The organism is Lysobacter sp., assembly GCA_013141175.1.
GTDB lineage: Bacteria > Pseudomonadota > Gammaproteobacteria > Xanthomonadales > Xanthomonadaceae > Lysobacter_I.
Window position 1 is genome coordinate 2,432,617 of record JABFRN010000001.1, and the last position, 26,500, is coordinate 2,459,116.

Annotated in this window: 18 protein-coding genes and 1 pseudogene; 10 read left to right on the forward strand and 9 right to left on the reverse strand. The window is 62.2% G+C overall.

Annotated features, from left to right (window positions below; all coding sequences use genetic code 11):
• Positions 1–121 precede the first annotated feature (121 nt).
• Entirely contained in the window at positions 122–5,008 is a 4,887-nt protein-coding gene (locus HOP03_10705) for an RHS repeat protein (GenBank protein NOT88643.1), read from the forward strand.
• 9 nt (positions 5,009–5,017) lie between these two features.
• A complete protein-coding gene (locus HOP03_10710) occupies positions 5,018–5,293 on the forward strand; it encodes a hypothetical protein (GenBank protein NOT88644.1) in 276 nt (91 codons plus the stop codon).
• A 290-nt stretch (positions 5,294–5,583) separates the two neighbouring features.
• Here the strand turns inward: HOP03_10710 and HOP03_10715 are convergent, their stop codons facing one another.
• The 6 genes from HOP03_10715 to HOP03_10740 form a co-directional block, all read right to left on the reverse strand.
• On the reverse strand, positions 5,584–6,192 hold the full coding sequence (locus tag HOP03_10715; GenBank protein ID NOT88645.1) for a dephospho-CoA kinase: 609 nt from the start codon (positions 6,190–6,192) through the stop codon (positions 5,584–5,586).
• Positions 6,193–6,217: 25 nt separating this feature from the next.
• Positions 6,218–7,084 (reverse strand): prepilin peptidase, encoded by an 867-nt coding sequence (locus HOP03_10720; protein ID NOT88646.1) that lies wholly within the window; start codon positions 7,082–7,084, stop codon positions 6,218–6,220.
• An 18-nt stretch (positions 7,085–7,102) separates the two neighbouring features.
• The gene (locus tag HOP03_10725; GenBank protein NOT88647.1) at positions 7,103–8,368 is read right to left on the reverse strand and encodes a type II secretion system F family protein; all 1,266 of its coding nucleotides are present in this window, start codon (positions 8,366–8,368) and stop codon (positions 7,103–7,105) included.
• A gap of 3 nt (positions 8,369–8,371) precedes the next feature.
• Complete coding sequence (gene pilB / locus HOP03_10730; protein ID NOT88648.1) at positions 8,372–10,096, reverse strand: type IV-A pilus assembly ATPase PilB; 1,725 nt, start codon at positions 10,094–10,096, stop codon at positions 8,372–8,374.
• 280 nt (positions 10,097–10,376) lie between these two features.
• Positions 10,377–10,808, reverse strand: a complete 432-nt coding sequence (locus tag HOP03_10735) for a prepilin-type N-terminal cleavage/methylation domain-containing protein (GenBank protein ID NOT88649.1) — start codon at positions 10,806–10,808, stop codon at positions 10,377–10,379.
• Positions 10,809–10,945: 137 nt separating this feature from the next.
• The gene (locus HOP03_10740; protein NOT88650.1) at positions 10,946–11,362 is read right to left on the reverse strand and encodes a pilin; all 417 of its coding nucleotides are present in this window, start codon (positions 11,360–11,362) and stop codon (positions 10,946–10,948) included.
• A gap of 429 nt (positions 11,363–11,791) precedes the next feature.
• Here HOP03_10740 and HOP03_10745 point away from each other — a divergent pair, with 429 nt between their 5' ends.
• On the forward strand, positions 11,792–14,803 hold the full coding sequence (locus HOP03_10745; GenBank protein ID NOT88651.1) for a spermine synthase: 3,012 nt from the start codon (positions 11,792–11,794) through the stop codon (positions 14,801–14,803).
• On the opposite strand, the gene HOP03_10750 is transcribed toward HOP03_10745, so the two are convergent.
• The gene (locus HOP03_10750; GenBank protein ID NOT88652.1) at positions 14,781–16,214 is read right to left on the reverse strand and encodes a sigma-54-dependent Fis family transcriptional regulator; all 1,434 of its coding nucleotides are present in this window, start codon (positions 16,212–16,214) and stop codon (positions 14,781–14,783) included. The two genes, HOP03_10745 and HOP03_10750, sit on opposite strands and share 23 nt — an antisense overlap.
• A gap of 92 nt (positions 16,215–16,306) precedes the next feature.
• Positions 16,307–18,103 carry a HAMP domain-containing histidine kinase gene (locus HOP03_10755; protein NOT88653.1) on the reverse strand — a complete coding sequence of 599 codons (1,797 nt, stop codon included), beginning with the start codon at positions 18,101–18,103 and terminating at the stop codon, positions 16,307–16,309.
• Between the two features lie 9 nt (positions 18,104–18,112).
• Here HOP03_10755 and sucC point away from each other — a divergent pair, with 9 nt between their 5' ends.
• The 4 genes from sucC to HOP03_10775 all read left to right on the forward strand — a co-directional run bounded on the left by sucC (position 18,113) and on the right by HOP03_10775 (position 22,534).
• Positions 18,113–19,279: an ADP-forming succinate--CoA ligase subunit beta gene (sucC, locus tag HOP03_10760; GenBank protein ID NOT88654.1), complete on the forward strand. Its 1,167-nt coding sequence runs from the start codon at positions 18,113–18,115 to the stop codon at positions 19,277–19,279.
• A gap of 94 nt (positions 19,280–19,373) precedes the next feature.
• On the forward strand, positions 19,374–20,249 hold the full coding sequence (sucD, locus tag HOP03_10765; GenBank protein ID NOT88655.1) for a succinate--CoA ligase subunit alpha: 876 nt from the start codon (positions 19,374–19,376) through the stop codon (positions 20,247–20,249).
• A gap of 228 nt (positions 20,250–20,477) precedes the next feature.
• A complete protein-coding gene (locus HOP03_10770; protein NOT88656.1) occupies positions 20,478–20,897 on the forward strand; it encodes an endonuclease domain-containing protein in 420 nt (139 codons plus the stop codon).
• On the forward strand, positions 20,894–22,534 hold the full coding sequence (locus HOP03_10775; protein ID NOT88657.1) for an NAD+ synthase: 1,641 nt from the start codon (positions 20,894–20,896) through the stop codon (positions 22,532–22,534). Before HOP03_10770 ends, HOP03_10775 begins: the two co-directional genes overlap by 4 nt.
• Before the next feature lie 536 nt (positions 22,535–23,070).
• Here the strand turns inward: HOP03_10775 and HOP03_10780 are convergent.
• Positions 23,071–23,949 (reverse strand): outer membrane protein assembly factor BamD, encoded by an 879-nt coding sequence (locus HOP03_10780; protein NOT88658.1) that lies wholly within the window; start codon positions 23,947–23,949, stop codon positions 23,071–23,073.
• 109 nt (positions 23,950–24,058) lie between these two features.
• On the opposite strand from HOP03_10780, the gene rluD reads away from it, so the two are divergent.
• The 3 genes and pseudogenes from rluD (at position 24,059) to HOP03_10795 (ending at position 26,453) form a co-directional block, all read left to right on the forward strand.
• Entirely contained in the window at positions 24,059–25,054 is a 996-nt protein-coding gene (gene rluD / locus HOP03_10785) for a 23S rRNA pseudouridine(1911/1915/1917) synthase RluD (GenBank protein NOT88659.1), read from the forward strand.
• Positions 25,051–25,879 (forward strand): annotated as a pseudogene (pgeF, locus tag HOP03_10790) (peptidoglycan editing factor PgeF). Before rluD ends, pgeF begins: the two are co-directional and overlap by 4 nt.
• Before the next feature lie 7 nt (positions 25,880–25,886).
• Positions 25,887–26,453, forward strand: a complete 567-nt coding sequence (locus tag HOP03_10795; protein NOT88660.1) for a DUF4166 domain-containing protein — start codon at positions 25,887–25,889, stop codon at positions 26,451–26,453.
• Positions 26,454–26,500: the final 47 nt, after the last annotated feature.

Sequence of the window (26,500 nt, forward strand, 5' to 3'; positions counted from 1 at the left end):
GTGATCTAAATTCGCTTTCGTAAACGCTCGTTCGAGTACAATTTTTCAAACGAGTTAAATTTGAGCTGTGCTTTTCGTGATGCCATAAGCAGAATTCCGGCCAAGCTGAAGGGAGAAAACAATGAAGAGGATGTTCGTGCTGGCCGCGCTGCTGCTGACCTGCTTGGCTTTGAAGCCATCGGATTTATTTGCCCAGACAAGCGACAACACATTCTGCAATGTCTTGAATAGCGTCAGTGCATGCTTTAGCACGCGCGATGCTGCAGAAGCCGATATGCGAAGCAAACTGCCGGTCTCTTATCGCGACGTGATTCAACCCATGACGCCACGGCCGGCTGGATATCAGCCAAATTCTCAGGGCCTGGAACAATGGCGGGTTGATTATTTCATTCCGGATCAGCCGCCAGCGCAGGTATTTCCCGAAGCCTATAGCAACGGCTCAATTGGTGCGCCTACTGTTTGCGTACCTGCAGGCGATCCATTTGTCTCTTCTTTATGCAGTACGGAGAATGGGGCGGCGTACGGTCTTTATAACAAACTCAAAACCGACTTCCCGCAATGCACTTTCACTGATCGTGGCTATAAGAATTCATATGTGACGCCATTTGCAAGCGTCAATGAATCTTCTTACCGCAGCGGGTATGGCGTTGCTTCTTACAACAATTCCACTTTGCCACCATCAGGGAATAGAAAACTGTCTTACGAGATTCAGTGCCCGGGTTGGGCACAGCCGGACTTGCGGGAAATCAATCTTGGCAAACGTCAGACTTTCCAATGCCCGGACCGCTTTTATGCGGTAGCTGGATATAGTTCTCTTGCCTATTCGCCGAATGGCGGCGGCACGGTGATTGGCGGCAAGCTCTGTCGACCGATCGATGTGATGCCCTATATCACATTCTACCAGCGCGGCACGGCAACCTGTCCTGCGGGAAAGCATCCAGGCCCTTGCCACCCCGCCAGCGGCGATAAGTCGCGTGACGAAGTGGATTTCCAGTTTGCGGGAGAATCTTTTACCCGCTATTACCACTCGTTTCGACAGGCAGGGACGTTGCCCGCATTCGCGCCAGGGTGGACCCATACTTTCAGCGATCGCGTCCTGAACGGCGGCACGTACAATATGAAGACCGTCCGTAGCGACGGTAATGTCGAATATTTCTTTTCACTCGGAAACAATCAGTTCAAATCGAGTCAAACGTCCCGAAAGAAGCTCGTCAAGTTCGCTGATGGCACTTACAAGATCTATGACGAAACAGGGCGAATTCTGTCGTTCAATACGGCTGGTCGTTTGGTCCGACAGGAACAGTCGACCAATGGTCTTTACCATATCGATTTCACCTATGACGGCGAAAAGTTGATCCGGGCCCAGGATCAAACGGGCAGGGTGCTCGTATTCAACTACGTTAACAATCGTCTCGACAGCGTACATTTGCCGGATGGTGGCGTTGTCCAATACGAGTTCGATGTTCTCGGCAACTTCACCCGTGCGAATTACCCTGATAGTACAAACAAGCAATACCACTACAACGAAACGGCGCTTTCCCTGGCGAATAATCCGCATGCGTTGACGGGAATCACAACAGAAAACGGTTTGCGCTATTCATCCTATGGCTATGCCGTCAATGGGCGCGTCAACCTGAGCCAACGACACAAGGGTGATGGGACTGTCGTCGAAAAGACCACGATTGACTACCCAACCATCAATCAGCCTGTCGTGACATTGCCCTACGGCGAAGTCATCACATACGGGATCGTGGATGAAGGTCCGTATCGGCGTATTACAAGCATGGTCAACGGGCCTCGATTGGTGAATGTCGCTTATTCAGGAGGCGCCGTAAGCCAGGCAATCTTCGCTCTAAGTACGACAAAATACGTATATGCGGCGGATTATCTGAGCGAGCGCTATGAGGCGTTCGGTACGCCGGAGGAACGGAAGTTTGTCACCGTTCGCGATACCAGTTATCGAACCACTTCGTATGAGGTCCAAGCGAAGTCTGGTGCCAGTTATGTCGCCAAGCAGCGGCAGACGTTCGGCTACAACAGTCGTGGACAGCTGATCACCGCGAATTCCATCGACCCGACGACATCAGTTACGAGAGCGGTCAGTCTGAGTTACTGCGAACAGACCGATGTCGATGCCGGATCGTGTCCATTGGTTGGCCAGTTGAAGACAGTGAATGGCGCACGAACCGATGTTGCTGATATCACTACCTATTCGTACTACCTGTCCGACGCTGCTGGTTGTGTGCCTGGCGTCAGCCCGTGCAGTCATCGCAAAGGTGACCTGTGGAAGATCACCAATGCTCTGGGCCAGGTAACCGAGATCCTGGCCTACAGCGATGCCGGTCAGCCCACTGTTGTCGCTGACGCCAATGGGGTCGTCAGTAATCTGGAATATGATGCCCGTGGCAGGTTGACCGCACGAAAACGTCGCGGTACGAACGGTAGTGTGGAAACCGACGACCAGATCACCGGTATCGAATATTGGCCGACCGGTCTTGTCAAAAAGATGAACATGCCCGGCGGGTCGTTCGTATCCTTTGTCTACGACGATGCGCATCGTCTGACAGGCATTGCCGATAACGCAGGGAATAGCATCACTTACACGCTCAATGCCGCCAGCAGGCGCATCAAGGAAGATACGAAGGACAGTACCGGCACGTTGCAAAGGACGCTCTCGCGCATCTACAACACGCTGGATCAGCTCCAGACGGTCACAGATGCGTATGGACGTATCAGCAGCTTTACGCATGATGCAAAAGACAATCTGGATCAGTCTACAGACGCCCAGTCGCGTATCGAAGACAGCAACTACGATCCGCTCGACCGCGTCACCCGTATCCTCCGGGACATGAACGGCATTGCGGCCGAAACGCAGTTCACTTACGACACATTGGACAACCTGACCCAGGTCAAAGACCCCAATGGATTGAATACGAATTACACCTACAACGGTTTCAGCGATCTCACGCACCTGTCGAGCCCGGATACCGGCGCCACCGGCTACACGTACGACAGCGCAGGCAATCGTGCGAGCCAGACCGATGCCCGTAACGTCACCACCAGCTACGCTTACGATGCGTTGAATCGGCTGACGTTGATCAGTTACCCGACATCCTCGCTCAACATCAGCTACACCTACGACACGGCACAGGCAGCGTGCGCCACCGGTGAAACTTTCACTATCGGTCGCCTCACCAAGATTGTCGATGGTAGCGGTAACACCGTGTACTGCTATGACCGCTTCGGCAATCGGGTGCGTCAAGTGCAGAACACCAATGGCAAGATCCTGACGCAGCGCTACACCTACAGCGTGGCCGGGCAGCTCACCAGTGTGATCTATCCGGATGGTGCGGTTGCCGATTACGTCTACGACACCCAGGGCCGTGTGGTGGAGATCGGCGCCAAAACCGCCACAGGTGCGCGCCAAGTATTGTTGACCGGTGCGACTTACTACCCGTTCGGATCCGTGTCGGAATGGACATACGGCAACGGCCGTATGATGAAGCGCAGTCTCAACCTCAACTATGAGCCGGGTTTTGTCGAAGTCGATGCGCCAGGGGGCATCAGTGTCGGCTACGAATTTGACGAGGTCGGAAATCTCAAGACGCTACGTCAGGCCGATCAGGCCGATCCACCGCGACGGCGGTTCGGTTACGACCGCCTTGATCGTTTGATCGAAAGCAAGGATGGCGTCAGCACTGCGGTGCTGGAGGGCTACACGTACGACAAGACCGGCAATCGCACCAGCGCCACCCTGGGTGCTGTGACCTCTGCCTATGCTTACCTGACGGGTACTCATCGTCTGGATACCGCTGCAGCGGCGGCACGAACCTATGACGCTATCGGTAATACCACCAGCATCAGCGGCACCGCCAGACAGTTCGTTTACAACGATGCCCGGCGGCTCTCGCAGTTTTCACAGAACGGAATTTTGCAGGCCAATTACGCTTACAACGGCAATGGCGAACAGGTCCAGCGTTCCGGCGGCAGTTCCGCGCCGATGTATTTCGCCTACGACGATGGCGGCCATTGGATGGGGCAATACGACACCAACACTGCGACGGTCCAGCAGATCATCTGGCTGGATTCTCTCCCGGTCGGTGTATGGGTAGGCAACGGCGCGGCACAGAAATTGTATTACGTCGAAGCGGATGCGCTGGGTTCACCGCGCGTGGTGGTCGATCCGGTTCGCGGTGCATTGGGCACAACGGTCTGGACGTGGGATCTGGCGGGCGAGGCATTCGGCAATACGGCGCCGAATGAGGATCCGGATGGCGATTCCACCGCTTTCGTGTTCGATATGCGGTTCCCGGGGCAACGCTATGACGCGATCAGTGGGCTGAATTACAACTACTTCAGGGATTACGATCCGGCGACCGGTCGGTATATGGAAAGTGATCCGATCGGATTGTCGGGGGGCATCAGCACTTATGGGTATGTGGGTGGGTCGCCGCTCAATATTACGGATTCGACGGGCCTATGCTTCGACACGGTATGCGCCAAGTGCAGACAGGATCCATCCTTCTGCGCGGATCTGTTCGGTGACATTGCCCAGGGGTTTGCAGATGTGCAGTGGGTCTCAGGCAATCACTGTGCGGTTGGGGCTCAGAAGGTTGCGGATTATCTGCATCGTGGTGCCCGGATGTTGGAGGCGTATGATTATTTTAAGGGTATGCGGCGTGCGGCTAAGCTTAAATATGCGCCAGTATCGCGTGTGGCAAACGGATCGCCACATATTGATCCGAGAGACGTAGCGGGAAAAACTCCCACACAGATTGATCGGTTCGTGAAAGAAAAAGGATTGATTCCTAAAGGCGCGAGCCCAATGGCGGGCAAGGGTGCTTACATTGACCCTGTTACGGGGAACCAAAGAGTTCTTACGCATCCACACAGTTGTAATGGACCACACTGTCATGTTAACAATCCTGCTGGGGAGAGGCTTGATATCAATGGAAATCTTGTCGCACCGGAATCTTCGGGCGCGCATCTGCCTTTGAATTACCCATGAGGAATATGTATGCACGATTGGACATTGTTATCCATCTTGATCGATTGGATTGCTGGAACTGCGACCATCACGTTTCGCAACGAGAAGTCTGAGGAAGTAAGGCTAGTTGCGGAGGGGATTTTGGATATTCATGTTCCAAAACGCGAGGAGTGGGGAAGGAGCGTGTCCATTAATGATGTTATTGGGCCTCAGTGCGATTCTGATGGGAACATAAGTGTTGAGCTTGAGGTGCAGTCAGGTGATCTGATTAAGCTGGTTGCTAGATCCGTGTCTATGCCTTCATGATTTGACTGCTGAACAACTCCGACAAGCCCATAAGGTGTACAAAGTGGTGTGCTTGAGCACGCGCTATGCCATCTCAGTGAATTCTGTGTAGGGTGCGCCCTAAAGCAACGAATGCGGTGGTCTGTGCGATGAAGCGGCCTGCGATGTCTGGCGGTGTTTCGAAAGTCAGCTTGAGTGCCCTCTTATGAGGGCAGAATTTTCTTATGGTGCTGTGGGTGAGACGGACACATCTGTCTGATCGGAATTGTTGTGCGCAGTTGCGGCTTTCTCAGCGGTGCGCTGAGCGCATCCTATGAAAACGTTGCGAGTGTCCGGTACTGCGCATCCAACGCAGCGACATGCCGCTGCAGATCTTCAATACTGCCGGTATTGACGATGATGTCGTCGGCAATGGCGAGTCGCTGTTCGCGGGTCGCCTGCGCGGCGATCATCTTTTCGGCGAGCGGGACATCGATGCCGTCGCGACGCGTGAGGCGTTCGCGCTGCACATCGACCGGCACGTCGACGACGAGAATGCGCTGCAGCCACGGATAGGCAGTGCGCGCGCCGACTTCGGCCAACAGCGGAATCGCGGCGATGGCATACGGGCTTGATGCCTGTGCGCACTGGCGCGCCAGCGTTTCGCGCACGCGCGGGTGGATGATTGCTTCGAGACGTTTGCGGGCACTGTCGTCGCCGAACACGCGCTTGCGCATCGCGGCGCGATCGAGTCTGCCATCCGCGTCGAGTACGTCGATGCCGAATGCGGCGACGACTTCGGCCAGTCCTTCGCTGCCGACAGCGACGGCTTCGCGCGCTGCGATATCGGCGTCCGCGACGACGATACCGAGCGATTCGAATGCGGAGGCGACTGCGGTCTTGCCCGAGGCGATGCCGCCGGTCAGGCCGATGCAGTACATCGGATGGGACGTGGCCGCCATGGCATCACTGCTGCAGGCCGGAGATACGCATGTACGCGCCGATGATGTCGTTGCCCCACAGGAATACGATCCAGCCGGCGACGGCGAGATAGGGGCCGAACGGGATCGGCGTGGCTTGGTCGCGGCCTTTGGTCATCAGCCAGATCGAGCCGACGATGGCGCCGACCATCGACGACAGCAACACGATCGGCAGCAGCGCCTTGTAGCCGGCCCAGGCCCCGAGCGCGGCCAGCAGCTTGAAATCGCCGTGGCCCATGCCGACCTTGCCGGTCAGCTGTTTGTAGACCCAGTACACGACCCACAGCGACAGATAGCCCAGCACCGCACCGGCGATCGCGGCCTTCGCGGGCACGAACAGATTGTCGACGCTCGCGATCAGTCCCAGCCAGAGCAGCGGCAGCGTGAGCTGATCCGGCAGCAGTTGCGTGCGCACATCGATGCCGGACATCGCGACCAGGAAACAGCTCAGTATTCCGGCGCCGAATCCCTGCCAGCCGAAGCCGAAACGCCAGACGCAGGCGGTGACCAGCAGCATCGTCAGCAGTTCGACGGCGGGATACTGGATCGAGATCGGCGTCTTGCAACTGCGGCAGCGTCCGCGCAGCGCAAGCCAGCTGAACACTGGAATGTTCTCGTACCACGACAGCCTGTGCTGGCAGTGCGGGCAATGCGAGGGCTCGACCACGATTCCCGGCGGCGGTGGGTCGTAGAGATCGGCCTGGCCCAGCGTTTCGAGACTGTCGCGCTTCCACTCCCACTCCAGCCGTTTCGGCAGCCGCAGGATCACGACGTTCAAAAAACTGCCGACGAGCAGGCCGAGCCCGGCCGCGATCGGATAACCGAGGGCCGGGTTCTGGTCGAGGAATGCCATCGATGCGGGAGCCCGGGCTCAGCCGCCGACCGCAGCGGCCAACTTGAAGATCGGCAGGTACATGCCGACGACCATGCTGCCCACCATCACGCCGATGATCACCATGATCATCGGTTCGAGCAGGCTGGCCAGCGCGTCCACGGCATTGTTCACTTCCTGCTCGTAGAACTCGGCGACCTTGAACAGCATGGTGTCGAGCGCGCCGGCCTCTTCGCCGATCGCCGCCATCTGCACCACCATGTGCGGGAACAGGTTGACCTGTTTCATCGCCATGTTGACCGGATAGCCGACCGACACGTCGTCGCGGATACGCCACACCGCTTTCTCGTAAACCGAGTTGCCGGTGGCACCGGCGACGCTTTCCAGCGCTTCAACCAACGGCACGCCGGCCTTGAAGGTGGTGGCGAGCGTACGCGAGAAACGCGCCACGGCGGAGTTGTGCATGATCGCGCCGATGACCGGAATCTTCAGCACCACCTTGTCCAGGAAATGCTGGAAGCCGGGCGATCGTTTGTAGGCGAAAACGAAGCCGACGATGGTGACGATGGTGACGATCAGCATCAGCCACCACCACGACACCATGAAGCGCGAGAACCTCACGATGAGCTGGGTGAAGGCCGGGAGTTCCGCGCCGAAGTTCTTGAACACATCCTCGAATTGCGGCACCACGAACACGAGCATGATCGAACTGACCAGGATCGCGACCGCGATGACCATGGCCGGATAGAACAGCGCCTTCTTGATCTTGCCTTTCAGCGCTTCGGTGTTTTCCTTGTAGGTCGCGATGGTGTCGAGCACGGTTTCGAGCACGCCGGCCGATTCGCCAGCGCGGACCAGGTTGCGATACAGCTCGTCGAAATACACCGGATGCTTGCTCATCGATTCGTAGATCGAGGAGCCGCCCTCGATGTCGATGCGTACCGCTTCGACCAGGTTCTTCATCCGCAGATTCTTCTGGCCGTTGCCGATGATCTCCAGCGACTGCACCAGCGGCACACCCGATTTCATCATGGTGGCGATCTGGCGGCTGAAGATGGCGATGTCCTTGGCTGTGATTCTGCTGCCTGCCGTACCGAACAGCGGCTTGGGCTTGGGCTTCACCACGCTCGGCGTGATGCCCTGGCGGCGCAGTTCGGCGCGCAGCAGATTACTGTTCTTGGCCTGCTGCTCGCCCTTCATCTTGATGCCGCGTTTGTCGGTACCCTCCCAGACGAACATCGGCATCTGGTTGCCCAGGCGTTCGGTGGCGGGTGCGCTTTTGGCGGCGGTGCGGGATGCGGCCATGGCTTAGTCCTTGGTGACGCGGTTGATTTCGGCGAGGCTGGTGATGCCGTTTCTGGCTTTCAGCAGCGCGGATTGACGCAGATTGCTCACGCCGGAGGCCCGTGCGGCTTCTCCGATCTGCATGGAATTACCGCCCTGCAGAATGATCGACTGGATCTTATCGGTCATCGGCATCACTTCGTAGATGCCGGTGCGGCCTTTGTAACCGCCGGTGCATTCGTTGCAGCCGATCGCCTCGTACAGTTTGATGCCGGCATGCACTTCGTCGGGGGTATAGCCCTCGGCCAGCAGCGCGTGTTCGGGCAGTTCCGCCTCGCGCTTGCAGTGATTGCACAAGCGGCGGGCGAGGCGCTGGGCGATGACCAGACTCACCGAAGACGTGATGTTGAACGGCGCGATGCCCATGTTCATCAGGCGCGAGATGGTCTGCGGCGCATCGTTGGTGTGCAGCGTCGAGAGCACCATGTGGCCGGTCTGCGCGGCCTTGATTGCGATTTCGGCGGTTTCCAGGTCGCGGATTTCGCCGACCATGATCACGTCCGGGTCCTGGCGGAGGAAGCTGCGCAGCGCCGCGGCGAAGGTCATGCCGCGCTTCTGGTTCTGCTGCACCTGATTGATGCCGGGAAGGCGGATTTCGACCGGGTCTTCGACCGTGGAGATGTTTCGCTCTTCTTCGTTGAGGATTCCCAGCGCGGTGTACAGCGAAACCGTTTTACCGGAGCCGGTCGGGCCGGTGACCAGCACCATTCCGTAGGGTTTCTTGATCGCATCGAGGAACAGTGTCTGCTGGTCCGGCTCGTAGCCGAGTTTCTCGATGCCGAGCTTGGCCGCACTGCCGTCGAGGATACGCAGCACCACTTTTTCGCCGAACAACGTCGGCAGCGTGCTGACGCGGAAGTCGATCTGGCGGGTTTTCGACAGGTTGAGCTTGATGCGGCCGTCCTGCGGCACGCGCTTCTCGGCGATGTCGAGCTGCGACATCACTTTCAGGCGCGCGGCGATGCGTTGGCTGAGCTTGACCGGCGCCTTGGCGACCTGTTTGAGGATGCCGTCGATGCGCAGGCGCACGCGGTAATCGGTTTCGTAGGGCTCGAAGTGGATGTCCGAGGCGCCGCGGCGGATCGCGTCCACCAGCACCTTGTTGATGAACTTCACGACCGGCGTGTCGTCGCTCTTGCTGTCGATGCCGCCGTCGCCGCCGGGTTCGTCGTCGCCGCTCGAGACATCGAGATTGTCCAGGCCTTCCGCGTCGTCCAGACCGCCCAGCGCGTCGCTGGACTCCATCCACTGCTGCATCGTGCGCTTGATGGTGTCCTCATCGACCAGGATCGGTTCCACCAACAGATTGGTGTGGAACTTCACCTCGTCGAGCGCAGCGGTATTGGTGGGATCGGAAACACCGACGAACAGGCGCCCGCCGCGTTTGAACAGCGGCAGCACCAGATGCTTCTGGAGCAGTTCTTCCTTGACCAGCCGGATCGCGCTCTGGCTCGGGTCCATGACGGCCGGGTCGAACAGCGGCATGCCGAACTCGATCGAGTTGGCGGCGGCCAGTTGCGATGGCGTGACCAGCTTCAGGTCGCGCAGGTAATTGGCGATCGGCTTCCGTTCGCGGGTGGCGGCATCCAGCGCTTCGCGCGCGACGTTCTCGTCCAAGGCGCCGTCCAGCACCAGGCGCCGGGCGATACCGGTGATACCGATCAGGTTTGAAGTGTGAGCAACATTCACTTTTTCGCTGCGCCTCGCCCGCGCGGACCCATGTGGATCATGCACTCCCGACAATAACATCGAAACCGCATGAGGATTCGGGAAATAGTACCGCTTCCGTTCACGCCCCGGGAAAGTCCCGATAGCAATGTGTGTCGACCTTCCGACGGGCAAGTCGCCGGTCTGGTCGGCAGCCTGATTCTGAGCCAGTCCGCGTTCGGAAAAAAATGGCCCGAAGGATCGGGCCAGGGACATCGGCGAGGATGTCGCGGGTCATATCAGAGCTGCGGGTAACCGCGTGTCAGGAGCAGCCGTTGGGACGGTAGAGCGCGGTGACGGTCGTGCTGCAGCTCCAGAGCCCTTCGCTGTCGCGGGTCAGGGTCAGGTTTTTGCCTGCGACATTGGGATTGCCGGCGAGTGTGCAGGCGATCGTCTGTCCATTGGTGGCGGCCCACGTCCCGCCAGGCGTGATCGCGCTGCAGCGGACGGTGCTCAGCGGTAGGCCGATGGCATTGGCGTCTGCCGGACTGCCGGCATTTTCGCCGTTTTGGATACCTTCTTCATAGATTACAACGCCGCCGCGCAGGTCGGCCAGGCCTGCGGTAACCTGCGATTTGCCCACATAGATCTGGTAGGCAGGCAGGGCGATCGCAGTCAGGATTGCAATGATCGCAACGACGATCATGAGCTCGATAAGGGTGAAACCTTGGATACTCGGGCGCATTGTCTTCATGAGAAGTGGTCTGGGTTGTTGAGGAATACGCGTGCTATGTGTTTGCGCAGGTGTAGCGATCACTTTGGTGCAGGCTGTCAAACAGGAAAGGGGTGCCGAAGCACCCCTTTCTGGAACGAAGCGTCCTCAGGCAGGGATTAGCAGCCGTTCGGTTCGTAGTTCACGTTGCCGATGTCGTTGGTGCAGGCCCACTGTCCGGTGTTGTTGCGGGTCAGGGTCACAGTCTTGTTCGCAACGTTCGGGTTGCCTTTCAGCTTGCAGGCGATGGTCTGGCCGGCAGCCGCGTCCCAGTTGCCGCCCACGGTGATGTTGCAGCGCGGGGTGGCGGCAGCCAAGCCGATGTCGGTGGTCGGGCCGATGGCGCCAGCGCGCTCGCCGCTCTGGATGCCTTCTTCATAAGCGGTCACGCCGCCACGGATGTCGGCGAGGCCGGCGGTGGACTGCGACTTGGCGACGTAGTTCTGGTACGCCGGCAGAGCGATGGCGGCCAAAATGGCGATGATCGCGACGACGATCATCAGTTCGATCAGGGTAAAGCCTTGTTGCTTCTTCATGAAGTTCCCCTCGGGAGTGGTGTGGCGAAGATGTTCACGTGCCCCGTGGCCAGAGGTTGATCCGGTCCGTGGGCGCCCGTGCTACCGAGCACGTGCATCGAAAACACACGCATAAGCCGTGCCAAGTTCTCCGAGCGGACTCTCGTCGCGAACGCGTTCGCAGGGATGGGCTTGGGATCACGTTTTGACCGGGACAGAAAGTGACGCTAAACGTCAGATTGATGACCGACTGACCTCGTCAGTCATGTCGTGTCCTGTGTCCGAATCGGCAGTTGCGTCATGTTGACCAATGCGTCAATCAGCCGGCGGCACCCTTCGGCCATGTTCGTCACATGGCCCGCGACCGGCGTTGTCAGTGTTCCGCTTGCGGAATGGAGGGCTGCGCATTCAGGCTATGCTATCCATTGATCCAGATAGGGAAGCATCTTCATGCCGATGCCTGTGGCCCGCCTCGAGCGGGCATTGTTGTGGCTGTTCGTCGCGTCCGGGTTCGCCGGTCTGGTGTACCAGGCGATCTGGTCGCACTACCTCGGGCTGGTGCTCGGGCACGCCGCGTATGCGCAAACGCTGGTGTTGGCGATTTTCATGGGCGGCATGGCGGCAGGTGCGTGGCTTGTCAGTGCGCGCGGCGGACGGTGGTCGGGATTGATCCGCTCCTACGCGATCGTGGAGCTGATCATCGGCGCCACTGCGCTGGCCTTCCATCCCTTGTTCGTGGCCTACATGGATGTGTCGCAGAACACGATCCTGCCTGCACTGCACAACGAGTCTGGGATCCGGCTGTGGCAATGGGGCTCCGCCGCGTTGTTGATCGCGCCGCAGAGCGTTCTGCTCGGCATGACCTTCCCGCTGATGAGTGGTGGGTATCTGCGGGTGTCGCCGCATCAGGACGGCGAAATTCTTGGTGGACTGTATTTCACCAACAGTATTGGCGCCGCTGCGGGTGCGCTCGCGGCCACCTTCCTGCTGTTGCCGTGGGTCGGCATGCCGGGAGCGATCGTCGTCGCGGGTGTGATCAATCTGCTGGTGGGCTTGGTCGCCTGGCGGGTGGCGGCCTCGGTATCGGACGTCGCCATCCAGAGCGCGCCTTCGCCCGACCGCGTTCCCCGTGAAGAGATCGCGGACAAAGGCCTGTCGCGCTTTCAGCTGCTGATGCTCTGCGGCGCCGCGATCACCGGCGCGAGTTCGTTCGTGTACGAGGTGGGCTGGATCCGTCTGCTGAATCAGGCGCTGGGGACCACCGTGCACTCGTTCGAGCTGATGCTCACGGCCTTCATCCTTGGCTTGGCATTCGGTGGCCTGTGGGTGCGCAAGCGCAGCCGGAAGATCGAGGATCCGGTCGCGACGGCCGGCCTCGCACAGGTGCTGATGGGTCTGGCGGCATTGACGTCTCTACCGGTGTTCGCCCAGAGTTTTCAGTGGGTCGGCTGGTTCATGGGCGTCTTTCCCCGGGACGAGAGCGGCTACTATTTCTTCAGTCTGGCCAGTGGCGTGGTTGCGCTGCTGGTGATGTTCCCGGCGGCGTTCTTCGCCGGCATGACCCTGCCACTGTTCACGATGTCGCTGCTGCGGCGCGGGTATGGCGAAAAGAGTATCGGCCGGATCTACGCCGCGAATACGCTGGGGGCCATCGTCGGCGTCGTGCTCGCGATGCATGTCCTGATTCCGTTGGTCGGTTTGCGTTTGGCGGTGACGCTCGCTGCGCTTGCCGATATCGTGTTGGGGCTCGTGCTGTTGCGCGCTTTGAGTGTGACCTTCAAACCGAAGCTGTATTTTGGCGCACTGGGCGCCACGTTGGTGGTGGCTTCGCTGAGCCTGTTGTTCGGTGGCGCGGATCCGCGTGCGTTGGCTTCCGGCGTCTTCCGCCACGGGTTTTTCGAGCTGCCGCAAGGCACGAATGTGAAGTTCCTGCGCGACGGCAAGACCGCGACGGTCGCATTCTTCAAGCAGGGCACCGTCGGTACGATCGCAACCAACGGCAAACCCGATGCGTCCATCGAGATGTCCGACAGCGGAATCCCGACCGACGACGAATACACGATGGTGATGGCGGCGAGCCTGCCACTGGCGTTGCATCCGGCGCCCGAACACGTTGCGGTGATCGGTTGGGGATCGGGCTTGAGCACGAACACGCTACTTGGCAGCAAGATGCCGAAGGTTGTCGATACGATCGAGATCGAGGCCGCGATGCATGCGGGCGCCGAGGGGTTCGGTAATCGCGTACTGCGGGCCTACATCGATCCGCGCAGCCAACTGCATGTGGACGATGCGCGGACGTTCTTCGCTGCCGGGCAGAAAAAGTACGACGTGATCATTTCGGAGCCGTCGAATCCATGGGTCAGCGGCGTGTCGAGCTTGTTCACGCGCCAGTTCTACCGGTTCCTGACCCGGCATCTGGAACCGCAAGGCTTGCTCATCCAGTGGATGCAGACCTACGAATTGAACGATCCGCTGTTCTATACGATGGTGGCGGCGCTGATCGAGGAATACCCACATGTCGAGGCGTATCTGACCAATACATCCGATGTGATTTTCGTGGCGTCGCATGCCCCGATCCGCGATTTCGACGTATCGCGGTTGCAAGATCCGGGTCTGCTCGCGGATCTCAAACGACTGAGGTTGGAGACCGGCCCGGATCATGAGGTCCGGCGTTTCGCCAACCGCGAGGTGCTGGCTGGACTGGTCGAGTTGTACGGCGTGCCTGTCCATACCGATTTCCACCCGACCGTGGCACTAGGTGCGCCGAAGAGCCGCTACAAATCGGAAACAGTGCAGAGCGTGATGAATCTGATGGGTGTCGGCATGCCGGTGCTCGAATTCACCGGCGGGCGCACGCCCATGCCGGTCGCTGCGAACGTGCATGAAATAGCGGTTAGCACGGGCGCCAAGGACCACGCGAATGCGCGGCGGGTCCGCGAGCGCTTGCTCGGGGGCGGCTCGACGAAAGGTCTGGAACCCGCGGTGATGGCGAAGCTCGAAGCGCTGATGTCGGTGAAGACGCCCAAAGCCGAATGGCTGGACGCGGCATCGGTGATCGCCGATTTCAGCATCGGCTACCTGCCGCCAACGGATTTGCAGGGGGTGTGGATCCAGCCGGAATGGGTCGGCGAAAGGGCGAAGGATCCCGAAATCGCGGCGGTGCTGGCGGCCTACGAGGCGACCGCCAAACGCGATGCCGTGGCGATGTACGCCACCGGTCTGGCAGGCCTGAAAGCAGTGCCGGCCGGCGACACGCCCGCACTGGTGCGCGATCATCTGCTGGTCATCGCCATGCTTGGCGCCATCGGCCAAGGCAAGGGCGATCTGGCGATCGCGCTCGAACGCGAGCAGGGCGCGGCGGTGCGGGTGAGCAACGTCTACTACTGGACGGCTCGCGCCTACATCCCCGCCTGGTTGCAGGCGACGGGGCGCGCCAAGGTCACTCGATCCCCAGCTTCTTGAGCTTGTAGCGCAGCGCGCGGAAGGTGATACCCAGCGCTGCGGCGGTCTTGGTCTTGTTGTACCGGTGTTCCTGCAGCGCCTGCTGGATGGCATTGCGCTCGATTTCCTCGATGTACGAGGGCAGGGCGCTGGTGCTGGTGTCGCGCGGGTTGATGGTGCGCGGGTCTTCGACGGCGGGGTTGGCTGTCTGTGGTGGGGTGGACATGCCGCCACCCAGCATCGACGGCGGCGCAGCAGCCGTTGCAGGCGTGGACGAGGCATGCGGCACGTTCGGCAACCGCAGATCGCGGGCCGCGATGATTTCGCTGTCGGCCATGGCCAGCGCGCGCTCGAGGATATTCTCCAGCTCGCGGACATTGCCGGGGAACGGGTAGATTTCCAGCGCGGCGACTGCGTCGGGCGCCAGACTGGGTGCGCGGCGCTTCATGGCGTACGCAAGTCGCTTGAGAATGGCTTCCGACAGCAACGGCAGGTCGCCGGCGCGTTCGCGCAGCGGCGGCACATCCAGTTCGATCACGTTGATGCGATAGAACAGGTCATGGCGGAACTTGCCGTCCGCGACCAGCACGTCGAGATCCTTGTGGGTCGCCGACAGGATGCGCACATCGACCGGGATCTCGGCGTTGGCGCCGACCGGGCGCACGGTCTTTTCCTGGATCGCGCGCAGCAGCTTGACCTGCATCGCCAGCGGCAGCTCGGCCACTTCGTCGAGGAACAGCGTACCGCCATCGGCGACCTGGAACAGCCCGGGTTTGTCGGTGTGGGCGCCGGTGAAGCTGCCTTTCTTGTGGCCGAAGAACTCGCTTTCCATGAGTTCCGAGGGAATCGCGCCGCAGTTGACCGGAATGAACGGGCCGGCCGCGCGCGAACCCTGGGCATGGATGGTGCGTGCGACCAGTTCCTTGCCGGTGCCGGACTCGCCGCTGATATGCACCGGCGCCTGGCTGCGGGCGACCTTGGCGATGGTGTCGCGCAGACCGACCATGGCCGGCGATTCGCCCAGCAGCAGGGTCGAGCCCTCGGGATTGGCCTGACGGCGGGTGTTGAGGTCGAGCGCCTGGCGCACGAGACCGCGGAGCACGGTGAGATCCACCGGTTTGGTCACGAAGTCGAAGGCGCCGCTCTTCAGGGCTTCCACCGCCGCTTCGACATTGCCATAAGCGGTGATGACCGCGACCGGGGTGGTCGGGAAACGGGTCGCGATCTCGCTGACCAGCTCCAGACCCGAGCCATCGGGCAACCGCATGTCGGTCAGACACAGGTCGTAAGCGACCGTGCTGAGCATTTCCCGGGCCACGGCGAGGTTCGGCGCAGTATCCGTGCGCAGTCCCATCCGTCCCAGGGTCACCACCAGTAGTTCGCGGATGTCGTGTTCGTCATCGACGATCAGCGCACTGCGTTGCTCAGTCATGTTGCCCTCCTGCGTCAACTTTAGCCCAATTGCGGCAGTCGCAACAGCCTTGGCCGTAGTTTTACGGCCTGACTGGCAGATGTAGCAGGTCCTCAGGCAGGCAGCAGCGTGTGCTGTCCGGGCATGCCGATCCGGAAGCAGCAGCCACCACCGGGAACAGGAACGTAGTCGAGCGAAGCGCCGTTGGCCCGGCACAGCTCGCGGGCGATGTACAGGCCGAGGCCGGTGCCGTGCTCCGAGGTGGTGAAGAACGGCCGGAACAACTGCGGAACGACCGCCTCCGGGATGCCCGGCCCCCGGTCGATGATGTCGATCACCGGCGCGTCGTCCAACCGGTACGCGTGGAGCGTGATCCGCGCAGGCTCGCCGGGCAGATGGCCGTGCCGGCGCGCGTTCTGCACCATTGCGGTGACGATCTGGTGCAGGTGTTTGGGGTCGACCAGCGCGGGCACCAGCGGCTGCGGCGCGGCCAGCGTGATGTTGTCGGTTTCGTCGGGCACGCTTTGGCGGAACTCTTCGATGAAATTGCGCAGAAAGCTCACCAGCTCGATGTGCTCGGCGGTCGCGCGCTCGCGCCGCGCCAGACCCAGCACGCTTTCGACGATGCTGTTGGTGCGCATGCACTGCTGGTGGATGATCTGCACCATCCGGCGGTCGCCGTCCGGAAGCTCCCGCGATTCTTCGAGCAACTGCGCCGCGTAGCTGATCGCCGCCAGCGGGTTGCGGATTTCGTGGGCGAGGCTGGCGGAGAAACGCCCCATGGCCGCCAGCGTCAGCGATTCCGCGCGCCGCGACACCAGCGAAGTATCGTCGAGAAAAATCAGGGTGTTGTCGCTGTTGGCCAGTAATCGGGCGAAGCGCGGCACCACCTCGAACTGATCGCCGCCCAGACGCAACGGCGTGTCGTTGCCCAGCCCGCTGCGCAGCCATTCGCTCAGGCGCAGCGCCAGTTCGGGCGCGGCCTCGGCGAGGTGCCGGGTGCCGGCCGCGCCTTCGCCCAACAGCAACATCGCCGCTTCGTTCGCCAGCCGGATCTGCGCTTCGCGGTCGACCAGCAATACGCCGGTGCGCATGCGGCGGATGATCAGTTCGTTGATCTCGGCCAGCCGGATCGCTTCCGCGCCGCGTCGCTCGGCCAAGGCCTCGGTGGCGCGCATCTGTACCCGCAGCTGATGGGTCAGCGTGGCGATGGCGAGAAAGCTGACGGTGAACATCATCAGCTCGGCCAGGGGCCGGGGCTGCTGCTGTTCGACCAGCAGCGTCCACAGATAAGCGATGGCGAGGCCTGCCGACGCCAGCGAAGCCACGATCAGCCCCGTCCGCAGCGATAACAGCAGTGAGGCCGAGCCGACGTTGAACAGCAGCATCAGCGCGACGCCCGAGCCGGCCGAAGGCACGGCATGCGCGACCAGCGTCGCGACCACGATGTCGATGCCGACGCCGATCAGGGTCGGGCCGGTCAGGCTCTTGGCTTTCCGCGCCTGCATCAGCAGGAGCAGCGACACCGCGAAGTAGACGATCGACACCCCGGCGACCAGCGCTTCGTGCCCCACCTGGGGTTGGAGCTTCGCGACCGGGCCGAAGACCAGCAACGCCAACAGCCCTGCTTCGAGCACCCGGTACAGGGCGAACAGGTAGAGCTCGCGCCTCTGGTAATCCTGTGACGGCTGGGCGGAGGCGGTGGAAAGGCTCAAGCCGTGGTTCCGTGCGGAAGATGCGGCGAGTATAGGCGGCCCGGACGGCTTCGCGCGCCCGCACCGCCTTCGACGATCGCCGGGTTGGCTGCGGCTCCGCGCATCGGCGACAATAGCGTCCTGTCCGCAGCTGGCCGGCACGATCCGGCGGCGCGGCCCCCGCACTTTCGCAGGTGCGGCTCGTCTTCCCCGCATGGAACCCACATGAACTTCCACGAATATCAGGCGAAGCAGTTGTTTGCCGACTACGGCATCGCAGTTCCCGCCGGGCGCGTCGCGCGCACGCCCGAAGAGGCCGTCGATGCGGCCAAGGCCATCGGCGGCGATTTCTGGGTGGTCAAAGCCCAGATCCATGCCGGCGGGCGCGGCAAGGCCGGCGGCGTCAAACTCGCCAAGACCTACGACGATGTCCGCGAATACGCCAAGGGCATGCTCGGCACGAAGATGGCCACCTACCAGTCCGCCGGCGTCGCCCTGCCGGTCGACACGGTGCTGGTCACCCAGGCCACCGACATCGCACAGGAACTCTATCTGTCTGTGCTGGTGGACCGTTCGAGCCAGGCGATCACCTTCATCGCCTCCGCCGATGGCGGCGTCGAAATCGAAAAGACCGCAGTAGACAACCCCGACGCGATCAAGACCCTCGACGTGAACTACGTGCAGGGCCTGCAGCCTTACCAGTGCCGCGACATGGGCTTCGCGCTCGGCCTCAACGCCAAGCAGGTCGGCCAGCTCACCAGGATCATGATGGGCCTCTACAAACTCTTCAACGAGAAGGATCTGGCGCTGGTCGAACTGAACCCGCTCGCCATCCTCACCAACGGCGACCTCGCCGTGCTCGACGGCAAGATCAACTCCGACGACAACGCGACCTTCCGTCACCCGGATCTGGCGCAGATGCGCGACATCCGCCAGGAAGACGAGACCGAAGTGCTGGCCAGCCAGCACGATCTGAACTACGTCACGATGGACGGCAACATCGGCTGCATGGTCAACGGCGCCGGTCTGGCGATGGCGACGATGGACGTGATCAAGCTCAACGGCGGCGAGCCGGCGAACTTCCTCGACGTCGGCGGCGGCGCCAACAAGGAGCGCGTGACCGAAGCCTTCAAGCTGATCCTGCGCGATGAAGACGTGAAGGCGATCTTCGTCAACATCTTCGGCGGCATCGTCCGCTGCGACATGATCGCCGAGGGCATCATCGCCGCGGTGAAGGAAGTCGACGTGAAAGTGCCGGTGATCGTGCGTCTGGAAGGCACCAATGTCGAAAAGGGCAAGGAGCTGCTGAAGAACTCCGGCCTCGCGATCATTCCCGCCGACGACATCAACGACGGCGCGAAGAAAGCGGTCGCATCGGTCAAGGCGGCCTGACCTGATCGATTCGTAAAAGATTCGTAGGGCGGGCCCTGGCCCGCCGAACCAGTTTCCGATGGCGGGCCAAGGCCCGCCCTACAGGGATAAAGCAATGTCCGTTCTCGTCAACAAGCACACCAAAGTCATCGTCCAGGGCTTCACCGGCCAGCAGGGCACCTTCCACGCGCAGCAGATGCTGGAATACGGCACCCAGGTCGTCGGTGGCGTGACCCCGGGCAAAGGCGGCAGCGAACATATCGGCCTGCCGGTGTTCAACACCGTCGCCGACGCCGTGAAGGCCACCGGCGCCGATGCGTCGGTCATCTACGTGCCGCCGCCGTTCGCGGCCGATGCCATCCTCGAAGCGGCCGATGCCGGCATCCGGGTCATCGTCTGCATCACCGAGGGCATTCCGGTGCTCGACATGCTGCGCGTGAAGAACACGCTGAAGGGTTATCCGCAGACCGTGCTGATCGGGCCGAACTGTCCCGGCGTGATCACCCCGGGCGAGTGCAAGATCGGCATCATGCCGGGCCACATCCACCTGCCCGGCAAGGTCGGTATCGTGTCGCGTTCCGGCACGCTGACCTACGAAGCCGTGAAGCAGACCACCGACGCCGGCCTCGGCCAGTCGACCTGCATCGGTATCGGTGGCGATCCGATCAACGGCACCAACTTCATCGATGCGCTGAAGCTGTTCCAGGAAGATCCGCAGACCGAAGGCATCATCATGGTCGGCGAGATCGGCGGCAGCGCCGAGGAAGAAGCCGCCGAGTTCATCGAAAAATACGTGACCAAGCCGGTGGTCGGTTTCATCGCCGGCGCGTCCGCGCCCGCAGGCAAGCGCATGGGCCATGCCGGTGCGATCGCGTCGGGTGGCAAGGGCACCGCCGAAGGCAAGTTCGCGGCGATGGAAAAGGCCGGCATCACCACCGTGCGTTCGCCGGGCGACCTCGGCGCCGCCATCGCCAAGCGCTTGGCGAAGTAAATTTCAGCGACAGGATGTGTGCGAAAGGCCGCCTTGTGCGGCCTTTCGTGTTTCCGACCTTTGCGTTCTCCCCGATCGATGCGCAGAATTCTCCTTTTCCCGCATGTGGGGCCGCTTTTCTCCTTCCCCCGCGTGCGGGGGAAGGCCGGGATGGGGGCGGCGTTTTCCTACAGATCCCGTGAAGCCCTGATGCTCGAATGATGGCTCTTGAATTGAACGAGACCATCCATGCGGGAAGGACAAAAGCGGAATTTCGCGCGCATCCTGCGGGCGAACATGACAGACGCGGAAGCCGAGCTGTGGAAACATCTCAGGCGCAGACAGCTGCTGGGATGCAAGTTCAGGCGACAGCATCCGATCGGTCCTTACGTCGTCGATTTCGCTTGCCTCGAAAGACGACTGGTTGTGGAAGTCGATGGCGGGCAACACGCCGAATCGGCCTCGGACCCTCGTCGGGATGCTTGCATCGGACGCCTGCAGTTCGTGGTGGTCCGCTTCTGGAACGATGATGTGCTGACCAATATCGACGGGGTTTGCGGCATCATTTGCGAACATCTGGCCGCCGCCAGCCCCCATCCCGGCCTTCCCCCGCAAGCGGAGGAAGGAGAAAAGCGGCCCCCGCAAGCGGGGGAAGGAGACCAGTCATGACCGCCACCACCCTGCGCATCGCCCTCGCCCAGTTCGATTTCCCGGTCGGTGCGGTGAAGCAGAACGCCGAGCGCATCGCGGCGATGATCGCCGAGGCCCGCGACGAGTACGGCGCCGATGTCGTGATGTTCCCGGAACTCGCGCTGTCGGGGTATCCGCCGGAAGACCTGCTGCTGCGACCGAGCTTCCTGCGCGATTGCACGGCGGCGATCGGGACGATCGCCGCTGCGGCGACCGGTGTCGTGGCGGTGGTCGGTTGGCCGCAGGCGGCCGGCAGCGTGGTCTACAACGCCGCCAGCGTTCTGCGCGACGGCAAGATCGCGCAGACGTATCGCAAACGCGAGCTGCCGAACTACGCGGTGTTCGACGAGCGTCGGTATTTCGATGTCGATCCTGATCGCGAGGATTGCGTGTTCGACGTGAAAGGCGTGCCGGTCGGGCTGATCATCTGCGAAGACCTGTGGTTCGCCGAGCCCATCGCGAGCACCGTGCGCCACGGAGCGCACATCGTGCTGGTCCCGAACGCGTCGCCGTTCGAGCGCGACAAGCACGCGCAGCGCGACGCATTGTTGTCGCAGCGCGCGAACGAAAGCGGCGCCGCCATCGCCTATCTCAATGTCGTCGGCGGCCAGGACGCGCTGGTGTTCGACGGCGCCTCGGTCGTCGCCGACGGCGACGGCACGGTGCATCCCGCCGCCGCTGCGTTCACCGACCAGTGGCTGGTGGTCGATTACGACAACGACACGCGACGCTTTTCGCCGGTGCAGTGGGTGGACGATGGCGACGAGAGCCGCGACGCGCTCGCGTGGCGCGCGATCGTGCGCGGGATCCGCGATTACTGCGGGAAAAACGGCTTCCGGAAGACCTGGCTGGGGCTTTCCGGCGGCATCGACTCGTCGATGGTGCTCGCGCTGGTGGTGGATGCGCTGGGCGCGGACAACGTCACCGCCGTGCGCATGCCGTCGCGCTACACCGCCGATCTGTCGAACGATCTGGCCGAAGAACAGTGCAAGACACTGGGCGTGAAGATGATCACGATCCCGATCGAAAAACCGTTCCAGGGCTATCTCGATGCGCTCTCCGAGGTCTTCGCGGAGCATGCCGTCGATGTCGCCGAAGAGAATCTGCAGTCGCGGACCCGCGGCGCGATCCTGATGGCGCTGTCGAACAAACTCGGCGGCCTGCTGCTGACCACCGGCAACAAGAGCGAATACGCGGTCGGCTACGCCACGATCTACGGCGACATGTGCGGCGGTTACGCGCCGATCAAGGATCTCTACAAGACCGAAGTGTTCGCGCTGTGCCGTTGGCGCAACACCGTGGGCGGTGCGCCCGTGATCCCGCCAGCGGTGATTTCCCGGCCGCCGACCGCGGAACTGCGCGAGAACCAGAAGGACGAGGATTCGTTGCCGCCCTACGACGTGCTCGACGCGATCCTGTTGCGTCACGTCGACCAGGAGCAATCGCGCGACGAGATCGTGCGTGCCGGCTTCGACGCCGCCACCGTCGACCGCGTGCTGAAACTGGTGCGGATCAGCGAATGGAAACGCCACCAGGCCGCGCCGGGGCCGAAGGTCTCGCGTCGCGCGTTCGGCCGCGAGCGGCGGTATCCGATCACCAGCGGCTATTCGGCATAGGGTGCGCCCTAGCCTGAGGTGTCCCCACATTATTCCTTGAAAAATCATCGGCTTGCACGGAATCAGTGATTACTCTCATGACAAATCGTAGAGACGCGCAAGTTTTTTCACTGGTTTGACTGCAATCCGGAGCCAAGGCTAGCGGCAAGATTTCTGGCTCGGCCCTGGTTTCGCTCGCTGTCGCGAGCGAGTTACTTTTCTTTGCTTGTGCAAAGAAAAGATAACCAAAAGAAAGCACACCCCGTCGGTCGCGCCCGGCGCGATGCGCCGGGTCCGCAGGCTTCGCGGGGTTTTTCGACAGGACATCCGTGTCCTGTCGAAAAACGCGCGGCGTCCTGCCGCGCGCCCTACGGACCTGATCCGCGAAACCCGCCGCGACCAGGGGCCCCGGCAAGTCAAGATCAAGATCAAAAGCGGCTTCGTGTGAAATCAAAGATTGCCGTGTTTCTGCGCAAAATTCGGTCAAGCTCTTTTTTGCGTATGAAAAAGCCGCCTTCCGGCGGCTTTTCCTGTCGCGACGCAAACGCTCGCGGGGCTCAGTCGTTGTCCAGCGCCGACTTCTCGCTGGCCAGCGGGTTGAGCTTGCGGAAGTTTGACGGATAGTCCGGCCACTTGCCGTCGCCCTTGAGCCACGGGTGCTGCGGCGCTTTCTGCTGCAACTGCTGGCGCGCGCTGTCGGCGAGCACGGTGTTGCCCAAGCGGGTATAGGCCTCCGCCATGATCGCGGTGCCGTCGCTCTCGAACGCGCTGCCAGGATAGGTTTCGCGCACGTACTCGACGCGCTCGATCGCGGCCACGTATGCGGTGCGGCGCAGGTAATACAGCGCGGTTTCGATCTCGTGGCGAGCGAACAGATCGCGCAGTTCGTTCATGCGCTTGACGGCATCGGCTGCGTAGCGCGAGTTCGGATAGCGTTCGGTGACGATCTTGAAGTCGTTGAAGGCCTGCTGCGGCGTGGCGAGGTCGCGGCGGCTGGCGTCGAGTTTCCATACCCGCTGCAGGAACACGGTATCGCGGCTGGAGTTGACCAGCCCGCGCAGGTAATAGAGATACGCCGCGTTGCGGTGGGTCGGATAGGTGCGCAGGAAGCGGTCGATGGTGGAGATCGCGTCGTCGTTGGTGCCCATCTTGAACTGCGAGTAGGCGGTTTCGACCAGCGCCTGCTCGGTGTAGGGGCCATACGGATACTGCGCGATCAGGCGCTTGTAGGTCAGCACCGCCGAGTCGTAGTTGCCGTTGCGGATCGCGCGTTTGCCCTTCTCGTACAGCTCGGCGACGGGCACGCCTTCATTGTCTTTCTTGTCCTTGAACACACCCTTGAGCCGGGCGCAACCGGAACCGCCGAAGGCGAGGATCAGAACCAGCAGCAGGGTCGGACGCAGGAAGGCGGAGAGCGAAAGTCTACGAAGAGGCATGCGGGCTGCTGCGGGGCGGGTGAGCGGGCGATAATACCAGCCCGGGCCGGCCAGCCCCCTTAACCGCGCAGAACCGCAGGGCTCGCGCGCCCCCGACCAGGAGCCCCGGATGCCCGCAACACCCTCAATGCCCGCTCAGGACACCATTGTGCGCACCGCCGTGGTGCCCGATGCGGTGTCCGGACGCCGGTTCGACGCGGTGCTGGCGGAGCTGTTTCCCGAGTTCTCGCGCTCCCGGCTCGCCGAATGGATCAAATCCGGCGACGCCGTGCTCGATGGCCGCCAGGTGCGTCCGCGCGACCCGGTGCGCGGCGGAGAGACGGTGACGCTGACCGCCGTGCTCGAAATCCAGACCCGCTCCGAGCCCGAAGACATCGCCCTCGATGTCCTGTACGAGGACGAGGATGTGTTCGTGCTGAACAAGCCCGCCGGGCTGGTGGTCCACCCGGGCGCGGGCAATCCCGCCGGCACCCTGGTCAACGCATTGCTGCATCGCGACCCGAGCCTCGCGACGCTGCCGAGGGCCGGCATCGTGCATCGTCTCGACAAGGACACGTCCGGGGTGATGGTCGTGGCCAGGACCCTGCCGGCGCACACCGCGCTGGTCGCACAGCTGTCGGCGCGTGAAGTCCACCGCCAGTACCTTGCGGTGGTGGTCGGTTCGCTGGTCTCGGGCGGCACGGTGAATGCGTCGATCGACCGCCACCCCCGCGACCGCCTGCGCCAGGCCGTGCGCGAAGACGGACGCGAAGCCGTCACCCATTACCGTCTGCGCGAACGCTTCCGCGCCCATACGCTGCTGGAATGCCGGCTCGAAACCGGGCGCACGCATCAGATCCGCGTGCACATGGCGCACATCAAGCATCCGATCATCGGCGATCCGCTCTACGGCGGTCCGCTGAAACTGCCCAAGGGGGCGACCGTCGAACTGGTCGAGTCGCTGCGCGGCTTCAAGCGCCAGGCGCTGCACGCCGAAACCCTCGAATTCATCCATCCACTCAGCGGCGAACCGGTCCGCTGCTCCACGCCGATGCCGGCCGACATGCAGGCGCTGGTCGCCATACTGCGCGAGGACAGCCGCGAAGCCGAGGAACGCGCGCGGTGAGCGAAGGCCTGCTGCTGTTCGCCGATTGGCCGGCGCCGCCGGGTGTGCACGCGTTCACCACGCTGCGCCATGGCATCGGTGCGTCGCGGCCTCCGTTCGATACCTTCAACCTCGGTAATTGCACTGCCGCCGATGGCGACGATCCGGCGACGGTCGATTGCAGCCGTGCGCTGCTGATCGAGCATGCGCGATTGCCGTCCGCGCCGCACTGGTTGAAGCAGGTGCATGGCGTGGATGTTATGCGCTGCGATCTCGCAAGCCCCCCCCAACCCTCCCCCGCATGCGGAGGAGGGAGGCGGGCGCGCAGCGCACGTGGATGGTTGCGCGCAAGCTGAAATGCACGAACCCGTCGCCGACGCCTCCGTCACCTCCACGCCCGGCGTGGTGCTTGCCATCCTCACCGCCGACTGCCTGCCGGTCGTGCTCGCCGCAGACGACGGCCGCGAAGTCGCCGCCGCGCATGCCGGTTGGCGTGGGCTCGCTGCGGGAGTGCTCGAAGCGACCATCGCCGCGATGCGCACGCCGGCCGAACGCGTCGTTGCATGGCTCGGCCCCGCAGCCGGGCCGCAGGCCTACGAAATCGGCGAAGAGGTGTATCGCGCCTTCGTCGACCGCGATCCCGCATCGGCCGCTGCCTTCGTCGCGACGCGCCCCGGGCATTGGCGCGTCGATCTGTACGCCCTGGCGCGCATGCGTCTCGCACAGGCGGGCGTGACCCGCGTCCATGGCGGCGGTCTGTGCACCATCTCCGATCCGCAGCGCTTCTACTCGCATCGCCGCGATGCACGCACCGGCCGTCTGGCGACGCTGGTGTGGTTCGACTGAGTCGACGATGACGACGCCGGCGCCGCTGTTCCGACGCATCCTCGGCGGTTTCATCGAACAGACACCGATCAGCGTGCGCCGTCTGCACGACTGCCGGGGCAGGGCGCTTTATCGTGGTGAAGTTGTGGTCGAACGTGGCAGCGGGCGCTGGGCGCGGGGTATCGCTTGGATCACCGGTTTGCCGCCCGCAGGTGCGGGGCCGATCGAAGTCGAGATCGTCGCTGGCAATGGTCATGAACGCTGGGCGCGCCGTGTCGGTGGGCACACGATGCGTTCGATCCTCTGGGCGCCGGGTTTCAGCGGGTTGTTGTGGGAACTGCTCGGGCCGGTGCTGTTCGTCTATCGCTTGCGCGTCGAGAATGGCGCCATCGTCTGGCGCGTCGAAAAAGTCCGGGTGCTCGGTGTGTTGCCGCTGCCGTCGCGCTGGTTCGCGGGCGTGGAGGCGCACGAGTCCGGCGGCGAGGGACGCTATCGTTTCGATGTGCGTGCAGCGCTGCCGGGCATCGGCCTGCTGGTGCATTACCGTGGTTGGCTGGCGGTGGATGCCGATGATGCGGGCCGCAATCCCCGCTGAACCGCCGATCGAGAGGTGACTTCCGGCAGGATCTCCGGCCGTATCGC

Excerpts from the sequence above, each read along its gene's own strand:
- HOP03_10705 (NOT88643.1), top strand. The coding sequence starts at position 122 with ATGAAGAGGATGTTCGTGCTGGCCGCGCTGCTGCTGACCTGCTTGGCT.
- HOP03_10710 (NOT88644.1), top strand. The coding sequence starts at position 5,018 with ATGCACGATTGGACATTGTTATCCATCTTGATCGATTGGATTGCTGGA.
- HOP03_10715 (NOT88645.1), bottom strand. The coding sequence starts at position 6,192 with ATGTACTGCATCGGCCTGACCGGCGGCATCGCCTCGGGCAAGACCGCA.
- HOP03_10720 (NOT88646.1), bottom strand. The coding sequence starts at position 7,084 with ATGGCATTCCTCGACCAGAACCCGGCCCTCGGTTATCCGATCGCGGCC.
- HOP03_10725 (NOT88647.1), bottom strand. The coding sequence starts at position 8,368 with ATGGCCGCATCCCGCACCGCCGCCAAAAGCGCACCCGCCACCGAACGC.
- HOP03_10735 (NOT88649.1), bottom strand. The coding sequence starts at position 10,808 with ATGAAGACAATGCGCCCGAGTATCCAAGGTTTCACCCTTATCGAGCTC.
- HOP03_10740 (NOT88650.1), bottom strand. The coding sequence starts at position 11,362 with ATGAAGAAGCAACAAGGCTTTACCCTGATCGAACTGATGATCGTCGTC.
- HOP03_10745 (NOT88651.1), top strand. The coding sequence starts at position 11,792 with ATGCCGATGCCTGTGGCCCGCCTCGAGCGGGCATTGTTGTGGCTGTTC.
- HOP03_10750 (NOT88652.1), bottom strand. The coding sequence starts at position 16,214 with ATGACTGAGCAACGCAGTGCGCTGATCGTCGATGACGAACACGACATC.
- HOP03_10755 (NOT88653.1), bottom strand. The coding sequence starts at position 18,103 with ATGCGGGGAAGACGAGCCGCACCTGCGAAAGTGCGGGGGCCGCGCCGC.
- sucC (NOT88654.1), top strand. The coding sequence starts at position 18,113 with ATGAACTTCCACGAATATCAGGCGAAGCAGTTGTTTGCCGACTACGGC.
- sucD (NOT88655.1), top strand. The coding sequence starts at position 19,374 with ATGTCCGTTCTCGTCAACAAGCACACCAAAGTCATCGTCCAGGGCTTC.
- HOP03_10770 (NOT88656.1), top strand. The coding sequence starts at position 20,478 with ATGCGGGAAGGACAAAAGCGGAATTTCGCGCGCATCCTGCGGGCGAAC.
- HOP03_10775 (NOT88657.1), top strand. The coding sequence starts at position 20,894 with ATGACCGCCACCACCCTGCGCATCGCCCTCGCCCAGTTCGATTTCCCG.
- HOP03_10780 (NOT88658.1), bottom strand. The coding sequence starts at position 23,949 with ATGCCTCTTCGTAGACTTTCGCTCTCCGCCTTCCTGCGTCCGACCCTG.
- rluD (NOT88659.1), top strand. The coding sequence starts at position 24,059 with ATGCCCGCAACACCCTCAATGCCCGCTCAGGACACCATTGTGCGCACC.
- HOP03_10795 (NOT88660.1), top strand. The coding sequence starts at position 25,887 with ATGACGACGCCGGCGCCGCTGTTCCGACGCATCCTCGGCGGTTTCATC.